An 11400-nucleotide genomic window follows, 5' to 3' on the forward strand; every position below is an offset into this window, starting at 1 on the left:
CGTTCGACGTGCAGCGGCTGAAGGCCCTTCCGCACCTGACGATGACGACCAAGGGTTACGAGTTCGTGGCCCCGCTGTCATGGATCGAGCTGAACACCCGCGAGGCGCCGCTCAACGACAAGCGCTTCCGGCAGGCGCTGATGTACGGGCTGGACCGGCAGTTCATCCGCGACCGGATCTGGTTCGGCCTGGGGCGCGTCGCGACCGGCCCGGTCAACTCGGTCACTCCCAACTACGAAGCGGATGTCACGAAGTACGCCTACGATCCGGACAAGGCCAAGGCGCTGCTGGACGAGATGGGGCTGAAGGCGGGCAGCGGCGGCACGCGGGCCGAGATCACCCTGACGCCGATGCCCTATGGCGAGACCTGGGCACGGGCCGCCGAGTACATCAAGCAGTCCTGGGGCAAGATCGGCGTCAAGGTGAACCTTGCCAGCACCGACGTCGCCGGCTGGGTCCAGAAGGTCTCCAACTGGGACTATCAGGCGACCAACAACTTCGTCTACCAGTACGGCGACCCGTCGCTGGGCGTCGCCCGGACCTACACGACCGAGAACATCCGCAAGGGCGTCATGTTCTCCAACACCATGGGCTATTCGAACCCGGAGCTGGACGCGCTGTTCGCCAAGGCCGCCGTCGAGAACGATCCGGCCAAGCGCGCCGGGCAGCTGGGACAGGCCCAGAAGATCCTGGTCGACGACGTGCCGGTGATCTGGCTGCTGGAGATGGAGTTCCCGACCTTCGTCAGCAAGCGGGTCCACAACGCCGTGACGACGGCGATCGGCACGTCGGAGAACTTCGCCGACGTCTGGGTCGAAAAGAAGAAGTGACGCTTGGGGCGTAAACCGCCCGCATGAAACCATTCCCGGCGAAAGGGCTGAACGGCCATGGCCGCCATCGCATCGTTCCTGGGAAGGCGGCTGATCAAGTCCGTCTTCATCCTGTTCGCCATCGTGGTGATCAACTTCATGCTCGTCCGCGCCGCACCGGGCGACCCGGCCATGGTGATGGCCGGGGAAGCGGGGGCCGCCGACCAGCAATATGTCGAGCAATTGCGCGAGCAGTTCGGCCTCAACCGGCCGATCCACGAGCAGCTCGGCATTTATCTGGCCGACGTGGCGACGGGGGACCTCGGCTATTCTTACCGGCAGCAGCGGCCGGTCTGGGACCTAATCGGGGAAAGGCTGCCGCCGACCCTCGTCCTGACCGGCTTCGCCTTCGTCCTGGCGCTGACGGCGGGGGTGCTGCTCGGCACGCTGGCGGCGATGAGGGCCGGCACCTGGTCCGACAGCGCGATCACGGTGCTGGCCCTGCTCAGCTACGCGACACCGATCTACTGGGTCGGGCTGATGCTGATCCTGCTGTTCTCGGTGCAGCTGGGCTGGCTGCCGGCCTTCGGCTACGAGACGGTGGGCGGCGGCTACGAGGGCTGGGACCGGGTGACCGATATCGGCGCGCACCTGATCCTGCCGGCGGTGACGCTGGGGCTGTTCTACATGGCGGTCTACGCCCGGCTGACCCGCGCCTCCATCCTGGAGGTGCGCGACATGGACTTCGTCAAGACGGCGCGGGCCAAGGGGCTGACGGAGGCGCGCATCGTCTTTCGCCACGTGCTGCGCAACGCCATCCTGCCGGTCATCACCTTCGCCGGCATTCAGGCCGGGCATCTGATCGGCGGGTCGATCCTGATCGAGACGGTGTTCGCGTGGCCCGGCATCGGCAGGCTGGCCTTCGACGCCGTGCTTCAGCGCGATTACCAGGTGCTGCTGGGCATCTTCTTCGTGACCTCGGTGATGGTGATCGTCTTCAACATCGTCACCGACCTGGTCTATTCGCTGGTCGATCCCCGCATCGAGGTGGCCTGACATGAGCCGTGACTTCTGGAAGGCCTTCGCGCGCAACCGGGGGGCCGTCGCCGGGCTGGCGATCCTGGCGCTGGTCGTGCTGGCGACAGTCTTCGCCAACCTGATCTATCCGCAAAGCCCGTGGGACATGGCGGCGATGCCGTTCCAGCCGCCGCTGTCGGAAGACGCGCTGCTGGGATCCGACACGCTGGGACGCGACATCGCGGTGGGCATCGTCCACGGCGCGCGGGTGTCGCTGCTGATCGGGCTGAGTTCGACGGCGGTCGCCTTGCTGATCGGCGTGACGCTGGGCGCCGTTGCCGGCTATCACGGCGGGGTCGTCGACGATGCGATCATGCGCTTCACCGAGCTGTTCCAGACGATCCCCAACTTCGTGCTGGCGGTCGTGCTGGTCGCGATCTTCACGCCCAGCATCGCCAACATCACGATGGCGATAGCGGTGGTGAGCTGGCCGCCGCTGGCCCGGCTGGCGCGCGGCGAGTTCATGGCGCTGCGCTCGCGGGAGTTCGTGCAGGCGGCGATCACCACCGGGCAGGGGACCGGCACGATCATCCTGCGCCAGATCCTGCCCAACAGCCTGTCGCCGATCATCGTCTCGGCCTCGCTGACCGTCGCGACCGCGATCCTGCTGGAAAGCTCGCTCAGCTTCCTGGGCCTCGGCGATCCCAACGTCATGAGCTGGGGCTACATGATCGGGGCCGCCCGCACCGTGATCCGGCAGGCGTGGTGGATGAGCTTCTTCCCCGGCATCGCGATCCTGCTGACCGTGCTGGCGCTCAACCTGGTCGGCGAGGGGCTGAACGACGCCCTCAACCCGAAACTGGCGCGCAAGGGGAGGGCGTGACGATGGAGAACGGCAGCGATATCCTGCTCGACGTCCGCGACCTGACCGTCGCCCTGCCGCAGGGGGCCGAGCGCCCCAACGCGGTCGAGAGCGTCAGCCTGCGGATCGCCCGCAACGAGATCCTGTGCGTCGTCGGCGAATCCGGGTCCGGCAAGTCGATGACCGCGCATGCCGTCATGGGGCTGCTGCCCAGGCCGCATGTCCGGGTCACCGGCGGCGAGATCGCCTATCGGGGGCGCGATATCCTGACCATGGGCGGTGCGGAGCAGCGCGGCCTGCGCGGCGGCCGGATCGCGATGATCTTCCAGGAACCGATGACGGCGCTCAACCCGCTGATGCGGGTCGGCGACCAGATCGAGGAGAGCCTGAAGGCGCACTCGTCGATGGAGCGATCCTACGGGAACAAGGCGGCCCGGCGCGCCCGCGTGATGGAGTTGCTGACGGACGTGGGCCTGCCCGATCCGGAAAGCCTGAGGCGCAGCTATCCGTTCCGGCTGTCGGGCGGGCAGCGGCAGCGGGTCATGATCGCCATGGCGCTGGCGCTGGAACCCGACATCCTGATCGCGGACGAACCGACGACCGCCCTGGACGTGACGACGCAGAAGCAGATCCTGGGCCTGATCCGCACGATCCAGGCGGAACGCCGGATGGGCGTCATGTTCATCACCCACGACTTCGGCGTGGTGGCGGAGATCGCGACCAACGTCGCCGTCATGCAGCACGGCCGCTGCGTCGAGGCGGGTCCGGCGGCGCAGGTGCTCAACCAGCCCCGGCATCCCTATACCCGCCAGCTCATCGCCGCCGTTCCGCACTATATCGAGCACCGCGGCGATTTCCTGAAAAGGGGCGACGCGCTGCTGAAGGCGGAGAAGGTCCGGAAGGTCTTTCATCTCGGAGGCGGCCTGTTCCGCAAGGGCCGGGAGCTGGTGGCCGGCGACGATATCAGCCTGACCATCCATCCCGGCGAAACGCTGGGCGTGGTCGGGGAGAGCGGGTCCGGCAAATCGACCCTGGGCCGCTGCATCGTCGGGCTGAATAAGACAGACGGCGGGCGCATCCTGTTCCAGGGGCAGGATCTGGCGGCGTTGAGCCGCAGCCAGTTCCGGCCGTTCCGGAAAGACATCCAGATGATCTTCCAGGACCCCTACGCCTCGCTCAACCCGCGCCACAAGGTGGCCGATATCATCGCCCAGGGGCCGGTCGCGTTCGGCGAGCCGCGGTCCAAGGCGGCGGCGCGGGCACGCGAGCTGCTGCGGCTGGTCGGATTGCCCGAGAGCGCGGCGGACCGCTACCCGCACGAGTTCTCCGGCGGCCAGCGCCAGCGCATCTCCATCGCCCGCGCGCTGGCGCTGGAGCCGAAGCTGATCATCGCCGACGAGCCGGTGTCGGCGCTGGACGTGTCGGTCCAGCGTCAGGTGCTCGACCTGCTGGAGGACATCCGGCACCGCTTCGGCCTCGCCATGCTGTTCATCACCCACGACCTGCGGGTGGCGGCCCAGGTCTGCGACACGATAGCGGTGATGCAGCGCGGCCGGGTCGTGGAGATGAACACGGCTCGCGAGGTCTTCCAGAACCCCCAGCACGCCTATACGCGCACCCTGCTCGACGCGATCCCCGGCAAGGGCTGGGAGATCCCGGAAGGGCTTCGGACCGGCACGTCCGGGCTCGCCGGCCGGGGGGGTGCAGTCGCATGAAGGTCGCCATCGTCGGGGCCGGCGCGGTCGGCTGCCTGCTGGCGGCGCGCCTGACCCGGACGCCCGCCGGGGTGACGCTGATCGCCCGCGCCAGGGCGGCGGAGGCGATATCCCACGACGGCATCACGATGGTCACTCCCCTGGGCCGCGTTTCCCGCGTGCCGGTCAGGGTGACCGACGACGCATTGTCGGCGGGTACGCAGGACGCGGTCTTCCTGTGCGTCAAGGCCCATGCCCTGGGAGGCGCGCTGGATACGCTGTCCAGTCTCATGGGGCCGGAAACGGCTGTCGTGCCGATGATCAACGGCATCCCGTGGTGGTATCCCCTGGGCCAGCCCGAACCGCTGGAATCCTACCGCCTGAAGGCGGTGGACCCCGACGGCACGTTGTGGCGGTCCATCCCGTCGGACCGGCTGGTCGGCGCGGTCACCTGGGTATCGGTCGAAGCCGACGGAGTCGGGCGCATCCGCCATGTGGACGACCAGCGTTTCGTCTTCGGCGATCCGCTGGGCCGCAGGACGGCGGCGGTGGAAAGCGTGGTCGAGCTGTTCGGCCTTGCCGGCTTCCAGGCGCGCGGCAGCCTGGACATCCGCGCCGATATCTGGACCAGGCTGTGGGGCAGCCTCGCCTTCAATCCGCTGAGCGCCCTGACCGGCGCCACCCCGGGGGCGCTCTGCGTCGATCCCGGCACGCGTGCCGTCGCCCGGACGCTGATGGTGGAGGCGCGGGCGGTGGCGGAGCGTCTTGGGATCACCTTCACGGTGGATATCGAGGCGCGGATCGCGGCAGCCGCCGGCGTCGGCGACTTCCGCACCAGCATGCTCCAGGATATGGAGGCCGGAAAGCGGCTGGAGGTCGAAGCCGTCGTCCGCTCGGTCGCCGAACTGGGAGCGCTGGTCGGCGTACCGACTCCGACGGTGGAAGCGGTCGCGGCCCTGGTGGACATGAAGGCCCGGCATCGGGGCAGCGGTTCCGCCGGGCTGGCGGCCTGACGACAGTTACGACAATGGAGAGCTTCGATGCGCTGTTTCCACCATCCCGACACCATGCTGCACCGGCCGCCGCAGTTCCTCGTACGCGGGCAGCCCAAGCCGGTGCCGGAGAAGCCGGAGCGCGTGACGGCGGTGCTCGACGCCCTGAACCGGCGCGGCGACCGGGTCGAGATGGCTCCGGATGCCGGACCGGCGGCGCGGGCCGCCGTTCATTCCCCGGAATACCTGGCGTTCCTGGAGACCGCGCATGCGCGCTGGGTGACGCTGCCGGACGCGTCCTCCGCCGTGATCCCCAACGTCCATCGCGGGCCGGACATGCTGTCGTACCCGGCCAGCGTCGTGGGGCAGGCGGGATATCATATGAGCGACACCGCCTGTCCCATCGCGGAGGGGACCTGGGCCGCGACAAGGGCGGCGTCCGACTGCGCCGTGGCGGCGGCGCGTGCCGTGGCGTCGGGCGAGGGGCCGGCGGCCTATGCCCTATGCCGGCCGCCCGGCCACCATGCCGGACGCGACATGGCGGGGGGCTTCTGCTACCTGAACCACGCCGCCATCGCGGCGCAGGAGGCGCTTCGGCTGCTGGCGGGCCGTGGGCTGCCGCCGCGCGTCGCTGTGTTCGACGTCGATGTCCACCACGGCAACGGCACCCAGGCGGTCTTCTGGGAGCGCGACGACGTTTTCGTCGTGTCGATCCATGCCGATCCGAGCGAATTCTATCCCTTCATGGCGGGATATGCGCATGAGCGCGGCGCCGGACGCGGCGAAGGTTTCAACCTCAACATGCCGCTGCCGCTCGGGACCTCGGAAGACGGCTTCCTTGCGGCTGTACGGGGCGGGCTGGCGTCGATCGGCCGCTTCGCGCCGTCGCTGATGGTGCTGTCGCTCGGGTTCGACACCTTCAAGGACGACCCGCTGGTCGCCTTCGGCGTCACGACGCCGGGTTTCGGCAGGCTTGGCCGCACCGTCGCCGAAGCCGGCCTGCCGACCGTCGTCGTCCAGGAAGGCGGCTACGCCGTCGATCACCTCGCCGCCAACCTGACCAGCTTCCTGAACGGTTTCGAAGCCGTGTCCACCCGCTGAACCGGAGATCCCAAACATCATGACCGACGCTTCCAGCCGCCCCAAGGCGACGCCGCACCAGCATATCGAGAACGGCCGCACCCGCGTCACCGAATGGCGCTTCGCGCCCGGAGCCGAGACGGGCGCCCACACCCACGAATACGACTACGTGATCGTTCCCGTCACCAGCAGCCGCATGCGGCTGGAGATGCCGGACGGCACGGTGAACCATGCCGAGCTGGAGCCGGGCCGCAGCTATTTCCGCTCCGCCGGGGTGTCGCACAACGTGATCAACGAGGGCGACGGCGACCTGATCTTCGTGGAGGTCGAGTTCCTGGAACCAATCAATCGGTAAAACCGATCGGTTCGAGCGATACAATGCGTTGGAACGAACGGTTCCCCGGGCTCAGGTTATGCCTATCGGATCGTGAGGCGTTCCAATGTTCAACAGCACCAACCGCATCTCCGCTCTTCTGCCCGGCCTTCTTCTATGCGCCGGCGTCACCATCGCCGCGACTGGCTTGCAGGCGGTGGAGGTGTGGCTGTTCGGCCGGGCGTGGCTGGAGGCGCTGGTGCTGGCGATCCTGATCGGCGTCGCGGTACGGACGGTCTGGACTCCCGGCAAGCTCTGGTGCGCCGGGATCGACTTCGGCGCACGGACGCTGCTGGAAGTCGCGGTCATGCTGCTGGGGGCGTCGGTCGGCGCCGGGTCGATCCTTCAGGTCGGGCCGGAACTGCTGGCCGGGATCGTGGGCGTCGTGGCGGTCGCCATCGCGGTCAGTTACGGCATCGGCCGCATGCTCGGACTGCGGCACCGAATCGCCGTCCTGATCGCCTGCGGCAACTCGATCTGCGGCAACTCCGCCATCGCGGCTACCGCGCCGGTGATCGGCGCCGATGGCGACGACGTCGCGACGTCGATCGCGTTCACCGCCGTCCTTGGGGTCCTGGTGGTCCTGGCGCTGCCGCTGGCGGCGCCGGCATTCGGGCTGAGCGATGCGCAGTACGGCGTGCTGGCCGGCTTGACCGTCTATGCCGTGCCGCAGGTGCTTGCCGCCACAAGTCCGGTCGCGGCCCTGAGCGTGCAGATCGGCACGCTGGTCAAGCTGGTCCGGGTGCTGATGCTGGGGCCGGTCGTGCTTGCCCTGTCGCTGACGGCGGGGACCGGGCGTCCGACGTTTCGCCATCTCGTCCCCTGGTTCGTCGTGGGGTTCCTGGGGCTGGCGGGGCTTCGCTCCGCCGGGCTGCTGCCGGAACCGGTCCTGGAGCCGGCCGCGGCGGTTTCCGGCGCCCTGACGACGTTGTCGATGGCGGCGCTGGGGCTGGGTGTCGACATCAGGGTGGTGGCAAGGGCGGGGCTGCGCGTCGTGGCGGCGGTCACCGTCTCGCTGCTGGCGCTTGCGGCGATCAGCCTGGGCCTGATCCGGCTGCTCGGGCATCCGCTGTGATTTCCGGGCAAGACGGATGTAAGGTCGTGCCGCATCGAAGGTCCTGGGCATGACGCTTGAACAACTCCGTATTTTCGTCGCCGTGGCCGAGCGCGAGCACGTCACCGGCGCCGCGCGCGACATCAACCTGACGCAGTCGGCGGTCAGCGCCGCCATCGCGGCGCTGGAAGCGCGCTATGCCACCCGGCTGTTCGACCGGGTGGGCCGCAGGATCGAGCTGACGCAGGCGGGCAGGATGTTCCTGACGGAAGCGCGGGCGGTGCTGGCGAAAGCCGCCGCTGCCGAAACCGTCCTGATGGACCTTGCGGGACTGACGCGCGGCGTGCTGTCCCTGGCCGCCAGCCAGACCGTCGCCAATTACTGGCTGCCGCCGGTCATGCACCGGTTCCGGTCGCTCCATCCGGGGATCGCGCTCGACCTGACCATCCGCAACACCGAACAGGTCGCGGCGCTGGTCCGCGACGGGGGGACGGATCTCGGCTTCGTCGAGGGCGAAGTCGAAGAACCGGCTTTGGCGGTCCATGCGATCGCGGAGGACGATCTGGTCCTCGTGGTCGCTCCGGAACATCCCTGGGCCGGGCGGGACGCCGTGGACCTGACGGCGTTTCCGGAAACGCCCTGGGTGCTGCGCGAACCCGGCTCCGGCACGCGCGCGATGTTCGAATCGGCGCTGAGGGCGGGCGGCATCGCGCCGGAAAGCCTCGAAGTGGCGCTTCAACTGCCGTCCAACGAGGCCGTCCGCAGCGCCGTGGAGGCCGGAGCAGGCGCCACCGTGATCTCCGGACTGGTGTCGGCGCCGTCGGTCCGGGCCGGGCTGCTGGTTCGCCTGGATGCGGCCTTGCCGAAACGGCGGTTCCTGGCGCTGCGCCACAAGGAGCGCTACACAACCAAGGCCGGCCAAGCGCTGCTGGGGCTGATCGGCTACCGTCCGGACACAGGGACCGTATCGCCGGTCTGACGATAGATCGCCTCCGCCGCCGCCAGCAGGTCGCGCCGGTCGGCCTGCGCCAGCACCGCATAGCCGAAGCCGGCGTCGCGCCAGTGGAAGCCGCCGAGGTCGCCGTCCTGGACATGGCGGAACGAGGTTTCGCCGCCGTCCTCCGCCGTCAGGTAGACCGTGAGCCGGCGTCCCGTACCGTCGTCGTACATGAGCTGGGCGGCGGGACCGGCGGACGCCGGCAGAAGCCGGCCGCCCATCAGCCTGTATCCCTGAGCTGAAAGGTCCGGGACCCGCAAGGGGCGGGCAAGGCGCTTCGACAGCCACTCGACAAGGTGCTTTTCCTGGGCGACGTCCACTTCGACCGGGTGCCTGACCTCGGCGGCGAAGACGCGGTGGGCGGCGAAGGCTCCCTGGGCGACGGCGTTCCCGGGCAATGCGGCTGACGCCGTGACCCGCCCCGGGGGCGTGGCCGTCAGTTCCTCGTTGGCGATCCAGCCTCCCGCCGCACCGGTCAGCAGCCAGAGCCCCGCCGCCGCGACCCTCCCGAGGCTTCGACGCCACCGGCGGCGCCGTTCGGCCTGGATTCCGGCAACCCGCAGCCGGACCGGGACGGGTTCGTCGTATTTATGCTGGAGAGCCGAGTGCAGAGCATCCCGCTGTTCCCGGTACTGAAGGACCTGGGCGGCGGCATCGGGATGGGTCGCGATATAGGCTTCGACCGCAGCCATCCGTTCCAGCGTCAGGCGCTGGTCGACATAGCCGTGAAGGTCGTCGTCGCCGATCGGCATGCCTGCCGTCATTTGACTCTCCTGAGCGTCGCCGGACGCTCGCTGGTGGTGCGCTCTTCATTGAAGGAACCGCCGTTCAGGAGGCGGCGCAGCCGGTTCCGCCCCCGGCTCAGTCTCGACATGATCGTCCCGACCGGTACGCCGACGATGCGGGCGGCTTCCGAATAGGAGAGGTCTTCCACCCCGATCAGCAGCAGGACCGACTGCTGCTCTTCCGGCAGGGCGGACAGTGCCCGCAGCATGTCGCGGTGGATGACGGCGTGCTCCTGTGCGCCCGGAATGCCTGTCTCATGCTCCGCGTCCTCCAATGTCCGGTGTAATCCGCGCCGGAGCGTCTGGCGGCGCTGGCTGACGAACAGGTTGTGCAGGATCGTGAACAGCCACGCCCGGACATCGCCGCCGCGCCGCAGGTGCCAGCGGGAGACGGCCCGCTCCAGGCAGTCCTGAACGAGGTCGTCCGCCGAGGCGTCGTCCCGGATCAGGGCGAAGGCATAGCGCCGCAGGGCCGGGATATGCGGCTCTATCAGTGCCGCCGTCTCATTCATTCCGAACTTTCTCCGCGCCGCCGGTAAACCCGTCCGGATTTCCCGCCCGGACTCAGTGGACGCCGGAGGTGAGCGAACATTCCACCCTATCCATCATTTTTCTGGCGCAGGGCGGGCAGGCGGACCGATATTCGATGATGACGCCAACTGCCGTAACCAGAAGGATTCGATAGAAAATGCAGTTCCTGATCATAGCCTACGACGGTACCGACGAAGGCGCCCTGGACCGCAGGATGGCGGCGCGCGAACCTCATCTGGTCGGCGCCCGCGCCATGAAGGCCAATGGCAGCATGATCGTGGGAGGCGCCATCCTGGACGACGACGGCCGCATGGTCGGGTCGTCCTGCATCGTCGAGTTCCCCGACCGGGAGGCGGTGGACGCGTGGCTGGCTAACGATCCCTACGTTACCGAAGGCGTCTGGCAGAAGATCGAGGTCAAGCCCTTCCGGTGCGCTCCTTTGGGTTGAACGAAGGGCGCTGACTTGAAGCGTTCCTGCGCGTCACGCGGGCATTACGCTCCACTCTACCGTCATGCCAAGACTTGATCTTGGCGTCTCCCGGCGTAAAATGACGTGAGGACTTCAACCTGAAGTCCGGATGTCACCCGCTCAGTTTCCGAAAGGAGATACCAAGATCAAGTCTTGGTATGACGAAAATGGGGTAGGCGGCCTAAGTTGGCACCCATGCTGTTCCGATCAAGGATAGTTGCGTTTTCATATACAGTCTACCGACTGCACGGCGGATTATGATGCCGGGCGCGCGGGTGCATAGTTCAGCGAATACTGTCTCGTCCCGTACCGTATCGCCGGAGTCCGTCCATGTCCCGTTTCCCAAGCCTGTTCGTGTCGCACGGTGCCCCTACGCTGGCGCTGGAGAAGGACGGGGCGGCCGGGTTCCTGCGCGGCTATGGCGAACGGCTCGGCAGGCCGAAGGCGATCCTGGTGGTCTCGGCCCATTGGGAAACGGACGGTCCCACGGTCGGGACCACGTCCGCCCCCGAGACGATCCATGATTTCCGGGGCTTTCCCGCCGAGCTTTACCGGATGCGCTATGCAGCACCCGGCGCGCCGGAACTGGCGGAGCGGGCGGCTGAACTGGTGGAGGCCGGGACGGGCGAAACCGTCCGGCGCGATCCCCGGCGCGGACTGGACCATGGCGCCTGGGTCCCGCTCTCGCTGATGTACCCGGAGGCCGACATTCCCGTCACTCAACTGTCGATCCTGCG

At 68.2% G+C, this 11400-nt stretch carries 13 protein-coding genes; 11 read left to right on the forward strand and 2 right to left on the reverse strand.

All coding sequences use genetic code 11. The features are described from left to right. From AC5JJ6_RS23620 to AC5JJ6_RS23660, 9 genes are all read left to right on the forward strand, one after another. On the forward strand, window positions 1-830 hold an 830-nt coding region (locus AC5JJ6_RS23620), incomplete at its 5' end, for an ABC transporter substrate-binding protein (protein ID WP_496044401.1). 57 nt (window positions 831-887) lie between these two features. After that, the gene (locus AC5JJ6_RS23625) at window positions 888-1865 is read left to right on the forward strand and encodes an ABC transporter permease (protein ID WP_496044402.1); all 978 of its coding nucleotides are present in this window, start codon (window positions 888-890) and stop codon (window positions 1863-1865) included. Between the two features lies 1 nt (window position 1866). Then, on the forward strand, window positions 1867-2709 hold the full coding sequence (locus AC5JJ6_RS23630) for an ABC transporter permease (RefSeq protein WP_496044403.1): 843 nt from the start codon (window positions 1867-1869) through the stop codon (window positions 2707-2709). 2 nt (window positions 2710-2711) lie between these two features. After that, window positions 2712-4403: an ABC transporter ATP-binding protein gene (locus AC5JJ6_RS23635; RefSeq protein WP_496044404.1), complete on the forward strand. Its 1692-nt coding sequence runs from the start codon at window positions 2712-2714 to the stop codon at window positions 4401-4403. Then, window positions 4400-5395: a ketopantoate reductase family protein gene (locus AC5JJ6_RS23640; RefSeq protein WP_496044405.1), complete on the forward strand. Its 996-nt coding sequence runs from the start codon at window positions 4400-4402 to the stop codon at window positions 5393-5395. The genes AC5JJ6_RS23635 and AC5JJ6_RS23640 overlap by 4 nt, the downstream gene beginning before the upstream one ends. 27 nt (window positions 5396-5422) lie before the next feature. Continuing rightward, window positions 5423-6475, forward strand: a complete 1053-nt coding sequence (locus tag AC5JJ6_RS23645; RefSeq protein ID WP_496044406.1) for a histone deacetylase family protein — start codon at window positions 5423-5425, stop codon at window positions 6473-6475. A gap of 19 nt (window positions 6476-6494) precedes the next feature. Continuing rightward, entirely contained in the window at window positions 6495-6809 is a 315-nt protein-coding gene (locus tag AC5JJ6_RS23650; protein WP_496044407.1) for a cupin domain-containing protein, read from the forward strand. An 85-nt stretch (window positions 6810-6894) separates the two neighbouring features. Next, window positions 6895-7902 (forward strand): YeiH family protein, encoded by a 1008-nt coding sequence (locus tag AC5JJ6_RS23655; protein WP_496044408.1) that lies wholly within the window; start codon window positions 6895-6897, stop codon window positions 7900-7902. Between the two features lie 49 nt (window positions 7903-7951). Next, entirely contained in the window at window positions 7952-8860 is a 909-nt protein-coding gene (locus AC5JJ6_RS23660; protein ID WP_496044409.1) for a LysR family transcriptional regulator, read from the forward strand. On the opposite strand, the gene AC5JJ6_RS23665 is transcribed toward AC5JJ6_RS23660, so the two are convergent. Both AC5JJ6_RS23665 and AC5JJ6_RS23670 read right to left on the reverse strand, forming a co-directional pair. Then, window positions 8824-9642: an anti-sigma factor family protein gene (locus AC5JJ6_RS23665; protein ID WP_496044410.1), complete on the reverse strand. Its 819-nt coding sequence runs from the start codon at window positions 9640-9642 to the stop codon at window positions 8824-8826. The genes AC5JJ6_RS23660 and AC5JJ6_RS23665 overlap by 37 nt on opposite strands. Then, on the reverse strand, window positions 9639-10175 hold the full coding sequence (locus AC5JJ6_RS23670; protein WP_496044411.1) for a sigma-70 family RNA polymerase sigma factor: 537 nt from the start codon (window positions 10173-10175) through the stop codon (window positions 9639-9641). The genes AC5JJ6_RS23665 and AC5JJ6_RS23670 overlap by 4 nt, the downstream gene beginning before the upstream one ends. 176 nt (window positions 10176-10351) lie before the next feature. Between AC5JJ6_RS23670 and AC5JJ6_RS23675 the strand changes: the two genes are divergently transcribed. After that, on the forward strand, window positions 10352-10642 hold the full coding sequence (locus AC5JJ6_RS23675; protein ID WP_496044412.1) for a YciI family protein: 291 nt from the start codon (window positions 10352-10354) through the stop codon (window positions 10640-10642). A 351-nt stretch (window positions 10643-10993) separates the two neighbouring features. Further along, a partial coding sequence (locus tag AC5JJ6_RS23680) for a DODA-type extradiol aromatic ring-opening family dioxygenase (protein ID WP_496044413.1) occupies window positions 10994-11400 on the forward strand: 407 nt, incomplete at its 3' end.

It is taken from the genome of Skermanella sp. (genome assembly GCF_059503625.1).

Bases quoted from the DNA above. Each gene is read 5' to 3' on its own strand.
- AC5JJ6_RS23640 (WP_496044405.1), top strand. From the start codon at position 4,400: ATGAAGGTCGCCATCGTCGGGGCCGGCGCGGTCGGCTGCCTGCTGGCG.
- AC5JJ6_RS23655 (WP_496044408.1), top strand. From the start codon at position 6,895: ATGTTCAACAGCACCAACCGCATCTCCGCTCTTCTGCCCGGCCTTCTT.
- AC5JJ6_RS23630 (WP_496044403.1), top strand. From the start codon at position 1,867: ATGAGCCGTGACTTCTGGAAGGCCTTCGCGCGCAACCGGGGGGCCGTC.
- AC5JJ6_RS23670 (WP_496044411.1), bottom strand. From the start codon at position 10,175: ATGAATGAGACGGCGGCACTGATAGAGCCGCATATCCCGGCCCTGCGG.
- AC5JJ6_RS23675 (WP_496044412.1), top strand. From the start codon at position 10,352: ATGCAGTTCCTGATCATAGCCTACGACGGTACCGACGAAGGCGCCCTG.
- AC5JJ6_RS23660 (WP_496044409.1), top strand. From the start codon at position 7,952: ATGACGCTTGAACAACTCCGTATTTTCGTCGCCGTGGCCGAGCGCGAG.
- AC5JJ6_RS23635 (WP_496044404.1), top strand. From the start codon at position 2,712: ATGGAGAACGGCAGCGATATCCTGCTCGACGTCCGCGACCTGACCGTC.
- AC5JJ6_RS23625 (WP_496044402.1), top strand. From the start codon at position 888: ATGGCCGCCATCGCATCGTTCCTGGGAAGGCGGCTGATCAAGTCCGTC.
- AC5JJ6_RS23650 (WP_496044407.1), top strand. From the start codon at position 6,495: ATGACCGACGCTTCCAGCCGCCCCAAGGCGACGCCGCACCAGCATATC.
- AC5JJ6_RS23665 (WP_496044410.1), bottom strand. From the start codon at position 9,642: ATGACGGCAGGCATGCCGATCGGCGACGACGACCTTCACGGCTATGTC.
- AC5JJ6_RS23645 (WP_496044406.1), top strand. From the start codon at position 5,423: ATGCGCTGTTTCCACCATCCCGACACCATGCTGCACCGGCCGCCGCAG.